An 18033-nucleotide genomic window follows, 5' to 3' on the forward strand; every position below is an offset into this window, starting at 1 on the left:
CCACGACAAAAAACGACAAATTATTTATATGACTAATGATATCATTACTTTTGTACCTTTCTTCATGGTAGTGAGTAATACTAAAGTAGGTATAATTTATCAATTAGCTCTATAAATAATAAGGTAGGTTATATCCATAATATCACATCGTATTATTTGGGAACTTTTGCAGTTATAGAAAAAGAACAAACAATGAAGATAAGTATGAAGCGAATGAGGATCTATTCAAGGGAGAATCATAATGAACCCTTATATAACACACCATATATACGAAAAGCCATGTTAGAACACCTATAAAAATGAAATGGCGTTAATTGTACACTATGAAAAGGAATGGTTCAAATTGAACAAAGTAATAGACATCTTATCTCAGCCTCGGGATAAGGTAGACAATTCTAGAATGCAACTTATAAATCGCACGAAATCTGATAAGGCTTCTGTTCTTCAAGAACTTCTGATGACTATTGAACCAGAAGAAATTGGTGGACGAACAGCGCTGGCAGGATTTTACTACCAATTTCTAGTAACAATTGAGTATATGATCGAAGTTATGGAGGGTAAGTGGGACTTTGTCTCGCTAGAGCTTCATGAAGATATAATTGTCGGAAAAAATAACCGAGTTAGATTTGTCCAAGTAAAAACTAGTTATGAAACTGATTTAAAAGTGAGTAATACTGGTATTTATAGTAGGACTCCTAAAGAAGTGGATGGTCAGACACATCGTAGGCCCGATAGTTGGGTAGATAAATTGCTGATGAAAGCTAAGTATTTCCCCGCTTCTCAAGGATTTCAGACTGAATTCGAGCTTGTTACGAGCTTCATTGTAATTGGTTCGAAAAAAATGGACGTATCATTTTACAGTAAAAATAGCAAGTTTTCTAACCCGGTTCCCAATGATGATGACTTGTTTTCCCGACTTTCTGAATCTGCTTATCATAAAGATACCGAAGAACCTGTTGAATATAACACTATCTGCGGCGAGGAGCTCGCATCTCTTCTATCCAGATTCTACATTCATAAGAAAAATGATTTATCTCAGATTAATCAGTATATTAATCATATTTTGTACCTTCTTAGTGATAAAATTTTGCCAGGCGTGCGTGTTAGTATTGAAGATCTCCAGTGGTTAGTTGGCCTCATGATGGAGAAGTGCCAAGCTATAGGAGACAATCTTGTTTTATATATGTCTGCTGATGAAGTAGAAGAAATTCGTCAAAATCTCCACGATCGAGCACTACAGTCAAGCGGTGAATCGATTCGTAAACATAATAGCATTGAGGTCATACATACAGTATTTGATCAAATGCTGCATGATATTAAAGAAATTGACCTTTACACAGAACTTGAAAGTGAAATCCATAGATACAAAGTGCATCTCATTGATTGGATTCAGGGTGGAGGAACGATTCGAAGTTTATTAAATCGATACTTGGACGGCAAAGAAGTTTCACAGAAATATATGGATATAACTGAAATTGATCAAACTAATAAATTATTAGAGTTATTCAATTGTTCAATATTACTAATTTTAATAAATGAAGACCTTTTGCGGATATCTGACAAGCATTCGACATTACTTGTAAAGGAGATTCACTCTGAATACTTTTCCTTTTTAAGCTTGAGTCGAAGGGGCACCGTTGAAGAGGCAATTGAAAAAATTCGCCAAATGTTTCAGGATCCCGAGAAATCAATGGACATTATACTACATCCACCGTCAAATGTATTGTTACAAGGACAATTTAAAGGCAGTAATGGTGCAGTTAAGTCCATCACAATTTTTGAAGCTAGTCCACAGGTGGAGGGGCTTCCCTTGAATAATTCACTTAAAAACATGCGTATCGTTTTGGATTTTATGCCTGGTGGGCAACTAACCGAGGAATACAATAATTTATTTCATTTCAATAACATGCCTGAACTCCGGCAACATCTTCGGGAATTTTGGGCCGAGTTTAGTAAAGGAGGGGCAGATGGAAGCTTATAATCGAACATTTCAACAGCTTATTGATGCAGATTTCCAAGAAACAGAGATTGCTAATATGAAGGACTGGGGAGTTAAATGCTTTACAAATGGGCAAACGATTTCCATTTTACAACGATGGGAAACCGAAATGAATACAAACCAAATTATGAATGAAGCAAGCAGAATGAGAGATCTATTATTGAGAAATCGTTTAAACGCGTGGAACGCATATTATTTACTTTGTGCTGGAACTGAAGCGATTAATGATGAGATGGTTTATTATATAGAACGCGAAGCTAGTGCTCTTCGAAAATATGTGATTCGCACAGAGAATGATTTGAAAAGAATCCCATTTCTTGATATCAACATTGGGAATACAGAGGGGAATGAACTAAATATCGTTGAAGATACAAGCCAGTACGGTGATAATGTTACGAGGTTGGTAGAATATCTTCGCCAGCATAATGGGGAGCGTGCAAAATTCTCTCAGAAAAAAATTGAAGAAGCAGCCCTTTTTATCTTCAATGAAAAGGAGTTATGAAATGGAAATAAAAAAAGTCTGTATACAAAACTTCCGTAAATACTTAGGGGTACATGAATTTGATATTAGTAAGAGAATCACTATATTATATGGCCCGAATGGATTTGGAAAGAGTACCTTTTTTGATGCTATCGAATGGTGCTTATCCGGTATAATTAGCAGATTCTCAAGGCAGAAGGACTTTAACGAAAAAGATGTCCTTTGTTTTCAATGCGACAGTCAGAATTCAGTTTGTTCGGTGGAAATTGAATTTGAAGGGCATACTTTAATACGAAAATTTAAGGTTATTGATGGGGTAGCAGGGAATGTAACGGCTATGATTCAAACGCCTTCAGGGCGGTCTATTCGGGGAAAAGGTAATGTAGATATATTTTTAAGAAAACAATTTTACCAAAATTCAGGAAGAAGTATGTTGGGCGGTTTGATTAAACAAACACATATTCTTTCACAGGATCAAATTACAGATTTCATTTCGCGAGATGATGCAAAGGGAAGATTTGAAGCGTTAGCTGATATTATGGGTTTGAGAAGCGTACTTTTTCTACTTGATAACATGAAAGAAGTAGAGGCAAAACTCTTGTCTCAAAAAACAAAAGTTACCGAAGCTGCTGCTAATTACAATCAATTGATTGAGCAAAGAAAAAAAGACATTCCAACTTTTGATGCATCCAAGGTTAAGAAGTGGGCTAACTTACTTCATATCCCATTAAATTATGCAAAAGTCTATGAATCCATTAATCTTTTACAGGAAAGGCTGTTGTCCCAATCACAAATTTTGAATACAAAAATTATATTTTATGAAAATATATTTAAACTTGGTTATACAACCATTAACGATGCTAAGATTCAGATCGGATTAATAAAAGAAGAGATGAATCTTCTTTCAACGCAAAAGGAACAAGCCAACCTTCTTCAAAGCCGAGTAAATTCGACTATCACCACTTTAAGCCAAAGAAAAGATGTCTTAAATAAGTTATTACTATTAGAAGAAGAAGATAGAACAATTCGTGAGAATCTCAAAGAGGTTGATATTTCAGAGGTTGTAGAGATATCGCAAATTCTAGAGGAGATCAACTTAAATAGACAATCACAGAACCGTTTGGAAACTGCTCTAGCTTATGCGTTAGAATATCAAGAAATTACGCAAGATATATTACTTATTCCTTCATACCTAACAAGTTTGGATAAACGGATAAAGCGACTGGAGAGACGTTATAAGCGGATTGATATATTGAGACAAGCGATTGTAAGCCGAATGAATAATCAAACGGACGGGGTGGTTACCAAATTGCTTTCAGATGTTCGTGGTATTTACGAATATCTAACCAATCATGAACATGAAGGAATTTGTCCTGTATGCGCGTCGTATCATGGTGATGAACTACTCCCCAAGGTAGAAATGTCAATCGGGGAGAAAATGAAGCTATTACAACTGAACTCTGCACTTTCCAAGCAGCTTTTTGATCAAGATCAAAGGTTGGAAACCAAGCTACGACTGACAAAGGAACAACTTGATCAAGCCGTTGGGGATAGAAGAATGGACCATACCCGATTGCAAAATGGTGAGGCACGTTTTGAAATAATAACCAATCTTAAGATGTTTGATGAGAATATTTTTATGCTACCCTTTGAAGAAATTAAACACAAGAATGAAACAATCTTGGCACAGGTACAATTGCTAGAGAGAGTCAGGCAGGATCTGATAAATTTGCAACGAGTCAGTAAAGAATTTACTCGTTTAAAAGAAGAGTTTGGGGCTTTTCGTCTGGGGGGGGAAGAAGAGGTTGATATCCGCCTATCTAGACTTCAACGGGCATCGTATCGGCTTCAACTTTATGCTCAACAGAAAGATGGGGTGTACAAAAAAATCAACAAAGATCTTAATGAGATAGAAAAAATGCTGTTACAGTTGCCAGATGAAAATAATGAGGAAGAGTTAAATCAGAAACTGGATACTCTTGTGGAGCAGTACCAACATGATAAATTAACTGTCCAAAATGAATATGCTGATACGGTTTCCTTTGTTCAGTTTTGGAACAGCTACAAACGTATTAAAGCAGATGTAGAGATGTTGAATAATGATAAAATAGCAAGGGAACAGGAAGTTGGGAAATACAAATTGAAAATAGAGGATATTTCTGTTTTTCTTAAATCGGCTAAATCCCAGTTGGGGTCTACAGCATTAGAGCATCTTAACCAATCGCACTCATCCATTCAAAAATATTTTCGATATCTTAATCCTCTGCCTAGTAGCCTTTCTATTAAATTTGACGGGGGTCACGACGAGCTTAAAATTATGGTTCAAATGCCAAGTGAAGAAGGTAAAACTTTAACAAACGCGCAGTATACACTAAGCTCCGGACAATTAAATGTATTAGCAATTTCAATCTTTTTAGCAATCAATGAGTCTCAACGAGTTAGTATACTCGATTTTGTAGCAATTGATGACCCAATTCAAAATATGGATGACGTTAATCAATTTTCAATATGTGATGTTCTTGGTAAAATGAATAAACAAATCCTATTTGCCACCCATGATTTTGATTTTGTGAAGTTATTCGTTAAGAAGAATGAACATCAAAAAGAAAATATCCAAGTGTACATGATTGATTCACCCTCACTTATACAAGAGAAGGTGAAGCGCCTTACATTTTAATAATCTTAATCAATCAAACCCTTTGCTTTTAGGGCGGCTAAGCAAACGGATTCTATCATTGTGTCTGCAATAGCAACATTCTTGTTAGCTTCTACGATTGTCCGGTATTTACATGGAGAGGTTTTAGTAAGCTGGAAGGTATTAAATTGTTCAAGAATGCATAAGCTATCTCGATCTGTTAGCTTTGAAAGGCATTTATTTTCTTCCATAACCCAGTTGTTCATTAAATGTAGTCTTTCGTTATTACTTAACGCATTCCAGTCCATATGTGCTATCACTCCTGTCAGCATTCTTCTTTTATATATGATTTAGTTAAATAGGATATGCATAAAATATCCTATTGTATTTAATTTTGTTATTTCCTCGCCGGTGACTTAAAAGTTGCTCTAAGCCCAAGGTTAATTGACTTGTGATTTTACATAGTCAAGCATCACAAGCATAAATCTTCTTCTTGGTGAGGGATCTTTTTTTATGGACAGTGGTTCGGCGTTTTCTTTGCTCTGAATACGGATAGGAGATAATACCATTCAGAGTAAAAACACTTTGACTAAGCATAATCTTGAATACTGATTTGGTCCGAGAAATTGAAGAAAACGATATTGTGGACACTACTCGAAGAGTAGGTGCGTAGAACGTACTCACAATGTTTCTAAATGCTGTCCATTTTGATGATTAATTTGTTCCTCATTGTCATTTTCGAATTGAAATCGGCAGTATGGACTATAGTTTGGATATTTACGGTAAAATTGAATCCGATTTCATGGAATTAATTGGGTAGTAATTAATGCAGATGATCTCACAATTAATTTGTTTTGTAATGTGTGTGTTAAGCCACATCCCCAAACAATCTCAACATCACAACACGTCGAATTGTGGATTTGCCGTTCCATGGATCGGAATTTCTAATCCCTGTCCATATAAAACCACAACGTTTAATGCTGGACAGGGGTTCTTAATGCACAAACCTATTTCTCTCCATTAATTGGTGTCAGTACCGTCAGTTATGTCATTATGACGAATTGACGGTACTTTCTCTTTTATGTTAATAGGTAAGTTATCCGGATATGGTTTCAATTGCTTGTAATCCTCAATAGAGTCGTTAAGTAGTCTTTCATATGGCTAAAGGCAGGTTCTAGGAATGGGTATGGCGAAGTTTTGCAAGTTTGTGGGGTAATGTGACGCAATCTAAAGTAATCGAATTTGGCCAGAACACAGAATCATTGAATATAATTGTGTTATAAAAGGTAATCGGATTTATCAAAAAAAGATATTGGCGAGGAGCGTTTTAAGAGGTTTGATTTTAATAGCGCGGCAACTTCATTTAAGGTTCCAGAAAGAAAGCTAATCGTAAGTCAGATTAGCTTAGAGACTATTGTATGGTGTGACCGTTTTACTGGAAACATAACCTACGGAAACCTCATACTTAGTTAATACGGGTTCATTGGTATCCATATTAATATGATGTATGATCACTTTCTCAAATAGAGGAACTACTAATACCTTGGATTCAGCTTCAATATTTTCCATTTGAATATCTCGTTCGTAATCTACGGTATCTAAAATTAGATATTGTTTTTCATCATTAAATACATATTCAAAATAAGCCCTGAACTCGTTGTCGCTCATCTTACTAGTCAAATCACGATAACCTATCTCCATTTGTTTTTGAAGGATATAGTTTATCGAACACAGCATACACTAATTTTTCCATCTCTTTACTAATTTGCTTACTGATAAATAATTACATTTTATTTACCTCTCTACATTCTATTAATAGAATGTCCGATGATAAAAAATGAATATTATAAAATATAAATCAATAAACATGGGAATAAAGGTCGGGCGGGAGATGGGGAATTGCCGATAGGCCAAAAGATCCAGAACACCCGTCCCGGAGGGACAACATACACAAGAAGGGGTTAAAAAAGGGGTTGATTGGAGCGAGAGAAGGAAGCGACAGAGGAAGTAGGGAAGAGAAGAAGAGAGAGCAAGGGGAAAGAGAAGGGCCCCGAAGAGGGGACCAACCCGGTAGGGGGATGACCCCCTACATTATAGTCCGATATTAATGGGAGGCTAATCATATGGAAATCCAACGTATTCGAAAGCATCGAAAGATAGGATTAATAGTAAAGATTTAGGAAATCATTCATGTATCTAAAGTAATTGAAATGACACGAAGAGATTATGAAAATATCATGAATTTAGGAACATTATAATACCTTATTTTAAAGAGATATATAAGACATTGCCTATTAATATACATAAGGAAGAAAAGGAAAAAGGCATTATACATTATTCAGAGTAACGTTATGGTATTATGAGTACGAATTCCATGAATATTTTTAAATCTAATGGATCAATATGTAGTGCATATGACTTTCAGCACCATTTTAAGAAACAACTAGAAATGAGAAGATCTAATACAGTATATACTGTATTAGATCTTCTTTATGTATTCGTATATTCATAAAAATGAGTTATATATTATTTACGTGTATACCCTAATAACACTTAACGCATGAAGGAGCAAATGAATCATATGGAAATTACGTTAAAGCAGGTTTCCAGGGAATATACAATTTATGGTGGTGCGATTAAGGATGGAAAAATTTATTACTCGTATATGGTACGAGTAGAAGGAGGAGATATTGCTCAAGCAGTGATTATGGAAATGATTAATGGTGTACCGTTGGCAGTTACTGAAAAAACATTTAAAGAACTTGTGTCACGCATAGAACAACGTATCCGTCAAAACGAAAGTCTGTAAGTTTGCCCTTAGATCATATTCATAAAACACCCATCGAGAAAATAAACTAGCTTAGTGTGAGAGTATATGTGTTGAAGTGATTATGATTTTGTAAGGCTGTATTGGAAAAGAGAAGTCATGTGCAGGTAGGAAATGAACTTATCATAAATTTTTACATGTTATTCTATTTAGTTGACGATTTAACTATGATGAAACTCGGAGGTATCAACTGCTTTGGACGTTTGAAGGATAAGTAAAAATAATGGGAAACCTTTGTGAATGGATAAGTAATATCCATATGCTATACACAAAAGACCCATTATTTTTTTGTTTAGTGTGTTGATGTTTGGATGGAAGGTACCATGAATACATATGAAGTTTGGCGAAAATCATTAATTGTGGCTAAACGTTGTGTTTTTTTGTATGTTCCGAGACCTTGAAACCATTCCCATTTTGGAAACTTGTACCCATTAGTTTTAGAAGAGCAAAATAACTTGATCATTATAATAGGGAAGCTCTTGGGAAATTATTGTTCTTAGAAAATAGCAGAGGTTCGAGAACAAGTTTTGAAACGTGTCTCAATTGACCTACTTTGTGTTGATGAATAACCATCACTTACAATGAGCAAATAAGACTAAGATTTGCACGATAGACAGCAGCATTTATTATATTAGGGAATCCTAATCTTTTGAATATATATTATTCATTTATATAATGTATATTTTAGGAGGCTCTAAAAATGTATAATGAAAAGCTTAGAACTCTAATCTCAACCTTTGTGAATAAGCGAGCGGAAGACGACTTAATAGAAGAGTTATTATTTCAGTTCCCGACGTTAACACAGCTAATGAATGCTACGGAACAGCAACTAATATCCATAAAAGGCATCAAGCATAGTAAAGCAAGACAAATTATGGCCCTACTCCAACTAGCCAATACCCTCACTCTACCAGAAACTAACCCCTATTTTATCAGTCATCCTAGGGATGTATATAATCTGTTGGAGTCGGAATTTAGATTTTCAACCAAGGAGCATTTCGTATGCCTTCTGTTAAATACCAAAAATCGAGTAATCCATAAAGAGACCGTTTCAATCGGTTCATTAAACAGCACAGTGATTCATCCTAGAGAAGTTTTCGGCGCGGCAATACGACATTGTAGCGCGTCCATTGTATGTGTTCATAATCATCCTAGTGGGGACCCAAAGCCTTCTGAACAAGATATTATGGCAACCAAACGATTGGCCAAGGCAGGAGAAATTGTAGGAATAGATGTTTTGGATCATGTTATTATTGGTGAGAGTACATTTTATAGTATAAAAGAACACGGACATTTTTAAACGGCGAATGAGTATACTTAAACCTTATCTTTGAAAGACCCCAGCTTATCAATATGCGAAAACATCAATTCTATCATCTCCAAAGCCATTTGCTGTTCTTCCAAAGTTCGGCTTATAATTGTTTGTTTGATTTTATTAATTAAAGCCTCATCTTTCACCTCAACTGCTTCTGAAAGTAGGTAATCCACGGTAGCCCCTAATTCATTTGCAAGCTTCACAAGTGTCTCTAATGAAAGACTACGTTCTCCTCGCTCTATTTGCCCAATATAGGCATGAGATAAATCAACTCGCTCCGCAAGCCTTTCCTGTGTCAGATTTAATCGCTGGCGTTCTTGACGAATACGTGTACCTAAATCGGCGTAGTTCATTCCTGAATCCCCTCCATATTCAACAGTAGTTAATTCAAGAGGATTATTTAACTAACTATAAGCATTAAAATATTTACTGAATGTTTCAATTCGACTATACTGGATATCATTAGGACAAAAGACATGCTTCTAAAGGAGAGGATATGAAACAACCTGAATGGAGTAAACGGTAAGAAGAATTTATAAGTAGGCTATACGAGTCCAATAAATTCAAGAGAGGAATGATTTTTCATAATATGTATGAAGAAAAATATAATCGGGCTGGTGTCTTTGTAGTCTTCATTATCTTTATAACGCTAGCTTTACTAACAGGCTTTATTCATCCTTTAATAACAGCTTTTTTAATACCTATTATAATTTGGTCTACTCTTAAATTTGCTAAAGAAGAAAAGGCCAGAGTCTTACACCACAACATGGTAGTACAAACCCGAATCCCCCAAAAAGCGCAGCTGGTTACGTTTGTTGATGGTCACAGTTCCCTGGTCAGCTCCATGAAGCACTATGTCTGGTGTGATAACGCATTTCTATTTATATTTCCAGAAGAATACCCTAAAAGCTACTCCAAGAGTGATGTAAGTAAAATAGAACTGGTGCGGTTTCCGCTGGTTGATATTGAATATTACACTACTTATGGAGACTTCTATACGGAAACAACAGTATCCGGCGGTGATGGGGGAGGAGTATCAGTTACAGGAGCACTTGTAGGGGGCGTGCTTGGAAGCACTATGGGCGGTAAAACCGTGGGAGCAGCGGGAGCGGTCATCGGGAGCAGGAAGAAGGTCAATGTTGTGAAATCTGAAACGGTGCTACATGATACCAGGGTAACTACGTTATTTTACAATGATGCTGGGGAAACCCGGAGTTTGAAATTTGGATATGAGGACTACGATACATTCTACAGATTGTTACCTGATAAAAGCTATGAAGCTCATGTATTCCGGCATATGAATGGAGCAATAACCAAGGAAAGTCATGAGTCTATAAGCGAGAAATTAAAGACGTTGAAAAAGCTGGTTGATGAAGAACTGATAAGCCCTCAAGAATTTGAAACCTCCAAGAAAGCACTGTTGGATAAAATGTAGTCCGATTCTCATCCGCTTAGGAAGGAGGTGAGATAAATTGCCGGATGAATATTTAGAGCGAATTGGAAAAATTGCATTATCAGCAGGAACTGCGCTTGGCAGTGGGGGAGCAGGGGCGGCTATTGGTACAGTGGTTTTTCCTGGAGTAGGAACGGCATTCGGGTACTTAATCGGTATTGGTTCAGGAATTTTAATTGGAAATGGCTTAGGTAAAAAAATCGTTGATAAAAGGAGGCTGCACAACAGATGGATAATAAATGGGAACAAATGAAAAATGCGGCTAAGGACGCGGTTACCATGACTTTGGATAATAAGTTCAATGTCATTCAAACCGCTAAAGAACTAAACGATAAATATACAGATAAAGGTTCAGGCAAAAAGGATACGTAAATGGGAATATGAATTTGTTTAAGCATAGTGAGAAGGGAAAGAATAAAGTGAAAAGATACATGTAGATCAGTCTGATTGCGTTGGTTATATTGCAGTTACATCGTCAAGTACAGTATTGGCTGAAAGCATCCAGAAGAGGATCATACTGAAAGTAGATGAGACAGGTATTTTTGTTGATGATGCGGAGTATCCGACTTTACGCCAGAAGTATACGCTACCCCAGTAATGGTAAATAGTCGTGTACTGCTTCCGATAGGTAATAAATATAAATCAAGCAGTTAAAGTAATGCGAGCGAACTTACTGTGGAACGTTAAATAATTAAGGAGCCAAACTTCAAAAAAATATAATATACACCGATAAAAGAATGATAAAGAGTCTCTGCTAACACAGGTTAGTGGAGGCTCTATTGAGATTAGTATGAGTGTAACAAAAGGGAAGGAATCATACAATTGAAAAGGTTACTTATTACGGCTTTATTGGTTGTAGGTTTGATGAATTGGAATACGGATACTATTTTTGCCGAAGAGAAAATAGATGCAATTGGAACGCAGATTATTTTGGAGGTTGCTAATCCCAACATTCTTGTCAATGGAGAAGAAAAACTGCTTGATCCTTCCACAGGTGCAGCGCCGATCTCCTACAAGGGTACAACATTTCTGCCAGTTAAAAATTTGGTTGAGTTGTTGGGAGGCTCTTTAGAATACAGCAAACTGGCTAAGAGATACCAAATTCAACTTGACGGAAAAACAGTTCAATTGCGTGTAGACAGCAAGCAAGCGATTGTTGATGGACAGGTTAGAATGCTAAGCATTGCTCCCGTTAATATTCAAGGTACATTGCTTGTTCCTTTGCGTGTGTTAACAGACCATCTTGATGTGAAAATGAAGTGGGATAAAGTCCAGCAAAGAGCGATATTGTATCATGGGAGCATGGGAGAGCGTTGGTACGAAGACAATTATACAAGCAAAGTTTCGAATAAATATGGCAGGTATACGGATCAGTCCATAGGTTATAAAGTAAATTATCCATTGTCATGGGGTGATCCGTTAGTCATTCAAAAAAATGATGAAACTGTTGAGACGATTTTCTATGAAAGCCCATTTGTAAAAATATCCTCCTACTCCGATCATATGTTATCTTCTTATTCTGAAAACGAAGGTTTGAAGTTGGAAGAAACTTATGAGCAGTATTTGGACAGACATGGTTTTCTGGATGGAGAAATCAAAGAGAAGCGTACTTTTGTTGATAAGGCCTATGATATCTTTATCAATGACGGCGAGAACTCTTATATCTATTTGGTCATATTTAAAGAAGACGAAGTAGGTGTCTTTTGCATTAGACTAAATCGAAATATGACATCAGAAGATTATAAAGCTACCAAAGAGTGGGGGAACCTGTTGAACAATACGTTTAAAGCTGACTCTGCTGTGGGGTAATAAATTCATTTGAAGGGACGTATGGAAATGCAAAAGACACTACTTTTGTTGTGCAGTTTGATAGTGCTCGCAGTGTCATTTAATGTTACTCCTGTTGTGATAGCGGTAAGCAGCTACAACGGACATTGGGAAGATCATAACAATGTTGGGCAATACGGCATGGATCAGATGATGCTCGACATGAAAAGCAAAGGTAACCAAGTGACTGTTGAGGTTTCTAATGATTATTTTATTCCATTCGAAGACAGCAGAGAGAGCTTTAAAAGTTCTGTCGGAAGAATACGTAGCAGTGTGGTCAATGGAACCGTAGTTTTCAATTCCAAGGGACAAGCTTCTTTCAAATATAAAAATGAGTATAATAACGGTCAAATGAGTATTCAAATGCAAAATGACGGTGTGAAAATCACTTGGACAGGAAAAGAAGTTTCTGAATTTTCGTTTCCTCAAGGTACTTTTAAGCTGTACAAAAAAATAAATGTCGGAGCCGCAGAAATGAAAAAGCTGGGAACATTCCTTAGCAACTTCACTGAATTGAATCTTGATGAATTTGATGCTAAGCGAGTTAATAATGCAGAGTTGATTCGTTTTGGTGTATGGCATAATTACATCAATAATTTTAATTCCAGAATTAGTACTTCGAACGGTAAACTATTTATTTCGAAGACGCACGTGGAAACTTCCATACAGAAATATTTCAATACCCAGTTCCGTAATCACCGTTCTGTTAATGGCTTTGGATTTAATGGTAAAGGATATATATTTGATGGTGCGGATGGAATGCCGGTATACTATGTTCGCGCTCAGGATGTATTTGATTTAGGACAAAATAAATTGAGAGTGAGAGGAGTTTTGTATGATGCAGACAGTCCTTCGACGGAGATGGTAAGCGAAGTTGAAGCTGTGGTCAAAAAAGTGAAAGTGCAGAACAATATCAGCTACGCATTGGTTACTTTAAAGGTGAAACGGTGAGGTTTTTCCCTTGCATTGTTGAACCCCATGTAGCCGTTTTATAAGCTTTCTACAAGCCCGTTGGGCTTGTTTTTTTGTTAAATAAATCATTTTTAGGTGGTAACATAATGAAAATTAAATATACAGTGACACTTATTCTTTTATTGTTGCTTTCTGCTTGCAGCACTGAATCGGAGCAGACGGTGAAGTAGAAGATCAGGTCAGCAACGTGAGTGATAAGGATAATGAGCATGTATTGGCTGTGAAGAACGGCCATTTTAAAGCCTACGTGAATCAACCTATTGGGGAAACATTCTCAAAGTTCTTCAGTGATAATACATGGAAGTATTTCAAGGCGCAATCCGGAGAAGACATAGTCGAGTTTACTGGATATATGATGTACAGAGATACGAAGGTTAAAGCACGCTTACAATTTATTGTCGGGAAAGAAGACGAATTTGAAGCGCTCGTAAAGACATATTCTCTACATTTGACTATGATCAAAAAAAGAAACTCAATCTATTCTTTAGTAACTCAACTTTCGCACCTAGAATATCGACCTAACCCCTTGTGGGTGTAAGAAGAATTCAACGTAGCTATTTCTGTTGACGATTCGGTACTCAGCCGAAACCGAAGTAGAAAAGCGGAGTTACTGGCTCGTGTATTTGACCATTCCACAGGCATATTCACGAGGGGGTACACGATGCTTACGCTCGGCTGGTCCGATGGGTTTAGCTTCGCTCCGCTGGATTTTGTGATGCTCTCCTCCGCGAAATTCGCCAATCGCTTATGCGAAATGGTTTCCATCTTTCGAGACGTAGCCACGGGTACAAACGCCGAATGGAGTCTTTTTCCCGGAAACCGGATGCGGTTGTGGGCTTGCTAGATCGGGCTTTAAAAGCTGGCTTCACTGCTGATTACGTGCTAATGGACAGAGGTCTGTCTGTGATTGGGATGATTAAGGAAATGAAGCAGCGATATCTCATTTCGGGACAACGAATGACACTGAGTGAAGTGTTTCAAACCCTGCCAAAATCGAGTGCCAAAGACATCAAAGGCTCCGTGGTTGTTCATACTTCGTGCGGTCTGCCGGTGAAGCTTGTCTTTGTGCGCAACCGGAATAAAAAGCGGGAATGGCTTGCCATTTTAAGCACAGACGTGACGCTGGATGCTGCCGAAATCGTACGAATCTACGGCATGCGTTGGAGTATTGAAACCTTTTTTAAAGTCACCAAAAGCTACTTGAAATTAGGAACGGAGTTCCAGGGGCGTTCTTTCGACCAATTGATTAGCCATACGACGGTTGTATTCAGCCGTTATTTGGCGATGGAATACGAACGACGTGAATCCAGTGATGACCGGACACTCGGTGGACTCCTCTATCTTTTTGCTGATGAGGTTCGTGATCTGGACTTCCAGACCGCGCTTCAGCAACTGATGAGTTTATTTCTCGACATGTCTCAAGCCAAAACGAAGAAGAACAAAATGTCTGTTTTTTGTCAACTACAAGAATGGATCTCTGGTTTACCCAGCTGTATCAAGGGTTTGTTTGGAGATTTGAGCTGCGAAAGTTGAGTGAATAATAATTCTATAAACAAAAATTTATCGTATACCCACTAAGTTTCTACATAAATACAATTTAACTTGTAAAAGATGATACAGATTCAAAAAACGAATTTGGAAAGGACGGATAATGATGATATTTCAGCAAATTTGGGACGCAGACATGAAGGGGAATGGCATACTTCCGTTGATTGATGGGCTGAGTGACAACAAGAAGGATGCTGCGCAAGGCTATGTGATTGTGGATATGGATCCAATGCTGAATGAGGCTACGACGCCAGGAAGCGAGAAGGATGAGATTTCCGTGTTTAAAGAATCTCTTATTCCGCAGTCCAAGCAACAATCCTACGATTTATTCATCAAGCTGCACGATAACTATGATTGGAGAAGAAATGGCAAAGAGGATAATACGCCGGAGGAACAGGAAGAGGTTAACACGTTCTTGCGGTTTGCGATTGGAACGAAGCCGATGCAGCTAGCTCGTGAGTATGCGGAGTCTAACGGACATCTGGCCGCAGGCAGCTCCGATGAAGAGTGGATGGATATGCTCAAAGCACTCTGGTTCAAATTAATTTTAGGCAAAAGCACTTCGTATTTTGAACATGTGTTCCTAGGCGAGCAGGGAGGTCAACGAAGAAAATTGGGTGGACACCATTTCTGGTATCACTATCTGATTAATGACGGTCCATACGTGCAATTGAAAAAGGAAGACTCTATCGTGTTCATCAGACATGTAGAGGTCAATAAAATGGAAGCGAGTCAATTGGCAGAAGTCATCACGATTCAATACTCGTTGGAGGAAGAGGATCAATCCGGAAGGAAAACGAAGCTGAACAAAAAAGTCGGGGGCTTCTTCGTAGGCACGAGCGCGGAAGGCTTGATGGCTCTCGGCACGGTGGCTTTCCTAGATGGAAGACAGGACATTCCTACGGAGCTGAATGGAGAGAAGCTGGATATTACGGTGTTCCGGACGCAAGATCGGGAGAAGCATGCTAGAACATTCTTTCCTAAGATTAAAGAAGCTGTTCCTGCGGGAAGCAGATAACTTTACAATGATAAGCTTTTCTGTCCCAAAGAATCTTTCTTGTCATGAGAATTAATCGTAGAAAGGAGCAGAGGCTGCTGTGAGTGTTAACGGAATGCCGTATGAGATTAAATTCTACCTTGATGCAAACCAGGTATTGTCTGACGAGCATGAATGGCTCGCTGACTTGGTGCAACTGGATCAGCCAGAGCACCAACAGCTCGATATTCGATTTCTGGATACGGCTGCACTTGATTTTCATCAATGTGGATGGATTTTGCGCGGACGGTTTAAACCCAATAAGGACCGATGGGAGATTACGTATAAGAATAGAGCGAAACTATCTCCGGGCGAAACTGTGGAAGAAGCCATCGAAAAAATGAAGAGACTCGGTTTCGATCCGAATGATCCTTCGCTCCGCATGGAAGTGGATTGGAGTGGAGAAAGACAAACGTTAAACTTCTCTTATGAGGTAAAGGTTGATATATCCGAGCTACAGAATCCTACCGACTGGCAGGCAACCTTCCTGAAATATGCTCCAGAGCCGCTGCGTCGGGGACAGTGGAACGGACGTGACTTGCCAGCGCTGATTTCGAAAACGATTTTGTATGGTCCGATCGCTGCTCGCAAGTACAAAGGCGGATGGAGCGGACTGAAGGTCAACGTTGAGGTTTGGAAGGTAGCTGAGCGGTCCATCGTGGAGATCACGACAGAAGCAACTGGAGCGGCGGCGAAAAGTCAACGTGATCTGTTGCAACGAAGCTTGCAGCAGCGAAGCCTGTTTCCATTCCAGCCAGTGATGTCCAAGACGGCCTGGGCGCTTGGCTTGCTGGCGCATACCGGGCATACTGCCAACGATCCGTTTGTACTGCTGCGCCAAGGAGGAAATAACCTGTATTTTCGCCATGCGCAGCCGGAAAATACGCATGATAATGACATAGGTATAAGCGTTTTGGGAAGGGAGCAAGCTATAAGCTTGGGGAAATTGCTGCTAAGCAAGAAAATTCCTGTGCAGATGCCGGTCTTGTGCAGTCCGATCAGGCGGGCGCGAGAAACGGCGGAGGCTGCTTTTGGGAAGGAGCCGGAACAGGTTCGCATTGAAGAGCGTCTGATCCAGCCAGAACTGGATAGATTATTAGAGCTGGTGCCAAGCAAGGGCATGAATCAGCTGTTTATAGCTCACCACCATCACTTTAACCATCAGCTAGGGACGAATGAGAAGTTTGAATACTTGGATGCGGCACTGCTTCAGTCTCTAGGAGATGGAAAGGGCTATAGGCTGGTGCAGGTGGTGAACTTGCTTCAGGAAAGCTTGGTCAAGTATGGTAAAGTGCCCGAGAAAGTGCCTGCTTTGTAGAGGGTTGGCATCAGTTCCTCGCCTGGGGTAAGCATTAGCAGAAAGAATCAAATGATTAAAGCAATAAATATATTAAGGGACCGACGGTGTCAAGGTCGGTCCCTGATCGTTTGAAGCTCTCCCTGGTAAACAGGCGCTTTATGCTCGATGAACCTACAAGGTTGTCGGAGTAGTTAATCCAATCACTCCAGCTGTCGACTACATATCGAAAACGCTTTCAGATTTGAAGTCGTGGCGTGTTTTTAGAGCCATTTGAATTGTCAGCCATCGAAGTTTTGCCTTTCTTGTTACCAAGATCAGAGCTTTACCACACCGCGCCAGTCTTTTACCCGACAGACCTTTTTAAAGTGACCAAGAGCTATTTGAAACTGGGAACCGAATTTCAAGGGCGCTCCTTTGACCAACTGATTAGCCACACGACGGTTGTATTCAGCCGTTATTTAGCGATGGAATATGAACGGCGCGAAACCAGTGATGACCGGACACTGGGTGGACTCTTTTTTCTTTTTGCCGATGAGGTTTGCGATCTGGACTTCCAAACCGCGCTTCAGCAACTAGCGAAGCGTATATGGGGAATTTTAATATTAACGATTACGATAAAGAGGTTTTAATTGATTTTGCT

Annotated in this window: 15 protein-coding genes and 2 pseudogenes; 14 read left to right on the forward strand and 3 right to left on the reverse strand. The window is 38.7% G+C overall.

The window, feature by feature from the left end; all coding sequences use genetic code 11:
- Positions 1–343: 343 nt before the first annotated feature.
- The 3 genes from NSQ58_RS05940 to NSQ58_RS05950 are packed head-to-tail and all read left to right on the forward strand — an operon-like array spanning position 344 to position 5157.
- The gene (locus tag NSQ58_RS05940; protein WP_338533074.1) at positions 344–1981 is read left to right on the forward strand and encodes a dsDNA nuclease domain-containing protein; all 1638 of its coding nucleotides are present in this window, start codon (positions 344–346) and stop codon (positions 1979–1981) included.
- A complete protein-coding gene (locus NSQ58_RS05945) occupies positions 1968–2501 on the forward strand; it encodes an ABC-three component system middle component 1 (protein ID WP_338533075.1) in 534 nt (177 codons plus the stop codon). Before NSQ58_RS05940 ends, NSQ58_RS05945 begins: the two co-directional genes overlap by 14 nt.
- A 1-nt stretch (position 2502) precedes the next feature.
- Positions 2503–5157 carry an AAA family ATPase gene (locus NSQ58_RS05950; RefSeq protein WP_338533076.1) on the forward strand — a complete coding sequence of 885 codons (2655 nt, stop codon included), beginning with the start codon at positions 2503–2505 and terminating at the stop codon, positions 5155–5157.
- Positions 5158–5162: 5 nt separating this feature from the next.
- Here the strand turns inward: NSQ58_RS05950 and NSQ58_RS05955 are convergent, their stop codons facing one another.
- Positions 5163–5423 (reverse strand): hypothetical protein, encoded by a 261-nt coding sequence (locus NSQ58_RS05955; RefSeq protein WP_338533077.1) that lies wholly within the window; start codon positions 5421–5423, stop codon positions 5163–5165.
- A gap of 1096 nt (positions 5424–6519) precedes the next feature.
- Positions 6520–6795: a hypothetical protein gene (locus NSQ58_RS05960; protein WP_338533078.1), complete on the reverse strand. Its 276-nt coding sequence runs from the start codon at positions 6793–6795 to the stop codon at positions 6520–6522.
- Between the two features lie 901 nt (positions 6796–7696).
- Here NSQ58_RS05960 and NSQ58_RS05965 point away from each other — a divergent pair.
- Positions 7697–7924: a hypothetical protein gene (locus tag NSQ58_RS05965; protein ID WP_338533079.1), complete on the forward strand. Its 228-nt coding sequence runs from the start codon at positions 7697–7699 to the stop codon at positions 7922–7924.
- A gap of 718 nt (positions 7925–8642) precedes the next feature.
- Positions 8643–9242: a RadC family protein gene (radC, locus tag NSQ58_RS05970; RefSeq protein WP_137077589.1), complete on the forward strand. Its 600-nt coding sequence runs from the start codon at positions 8643–8645 to the stop codon at positions 9240–9242.
- 17 nt (positions 9243–9259) lie between these two features.
- Here radC and NSQ58_RS05975 read toward each other — a convergent pair whose 3' ends face one another.
- Positions 9260–9610, reverse strand: a complete 351-nt coding sequence (locus NSQ58_RS05975; protein WP_338533080.1) for a helix-turn-helix domain-containing protein — start codon at positions 9608–9610, stop codon at positions 9260–9262.
- A gap of 236 nt (positions 9611–9846) precedes the next feature.
- Between NSQ58_RS05975 and NSQ58_RS05980 the strand changes: the two genes are divergently transcribed.
- The 9 genes and pseudogenes from NSQ58_RS05980 to NSQ58_RS06020 form a co-directional block, all read left to right on the forward strand.
- The gene (locus tag NSQ58_RS05980) at positions 9847–10692 is read left to right on the forward strand and encodes a hypothetical protein (protein WP_338533081.1); all 846 of its coding nucleotides are present in this window, start codon (positions 9847–9849) and stop codon (positions 10690–10692) included.
- A gap of 37 nt (positions 10693–10729) precedes the next feature.
- The gene (locus NSQ58_RS05985; protein ID WP_338533082.1) at positions 10730–10963 is read left to right on the forward strand and encodes a hypothetical protein; all 234 of its coding nucleotides are present in this window, start codon (positions 10730–10732) and stop codon (positions 10961–10963) included.
- Positions 10939–11082, forward strand: coding sequence for a hypothetical protein (locus NSQ58_RS05990; protein WP_338533083.1), 144 nt, complete (start codon positions 10939–10941; stop codon positions 11080–11082). Before NSQ58_RS05985 ends, NSQ58_RS05990 begins: the two co-directional genes overlap by 25 nt.
- A 450-nt stretch (positions 11083–11532) precedes the next feature.
- Positions 11533–12519 (forward strand): stalk domain-containing protein, encoded by a 987-nt coding sequence (locus NSQ58_RS05995; protein ID WP_338533084.1) that lies wholly within the window; start codon positions 11533–11535, stop codon positions 12517–12519.
- A 21-nt stretch (positions 12520–12540) separates the two neighbouring features.
- Positions 12541–13488 carry a hypothetical protein gene (locus NSQ58_RS06000; protein WP_338533085.1) on the forward strand — a complete coding sequence of 316 codons (948 nt, stop codon included), beginning with the start codon at positions 12541–12543 and terminating at the stop codon, positions 13486–13488.
- A gap of 583 nt (positions 13489–14071) precedes the next feature.
- Positions 14072–15042, forward strand: a pseudogene (locus NSQ58_RS06005) (IS4 family transposase); the annotation flags it as partial.
- 118 nt (positions 15043–15160) lie between these two features.
- A complete protein-coding gene (locus NSQ58_RS06010) occupies positions 15161–16075 on the forward strand; it encodes a hypothetical protein (RefSeq protein WP_338533086.1) in 915 nt (304 codons plus the stop codon).
- A gap of 79 nt (positions 16076–16154) precedes the next feature.
- Positions 16155–17411 (forward strand): histidine phosphatase family protein, encoded by a 1257-nt coding sequence (locus NSQ58_RS06015; RefSeq protein ID WP_338533087.1) that lies wholly within the window; start codon positions 16155–16157, stop codon positions 17409–17411.
- Positions 17412–17752: 341 nt separating this feature from the next.
- Positions 17753–17992 (forward strand): annotated as a pseudogene (locus tag NSQ58_RS06020) (IS4 family transposase); the annotation flags it as partial.
- Between the last annotated feature and the right edge of the window lie 41 nt (positions 17993–18033).

The sequence above is a fragment of the Paenibacillus sp. FSL M7-0134 genome (assembly GCF_038007865.1).
Classification (GTDB): domain Bacteria; phylum Bacillota; class Bacilli; order Paenibacillales; family Paenibacillaceae; genus Paenibacillus; species Paenibacillus polymyxa_B.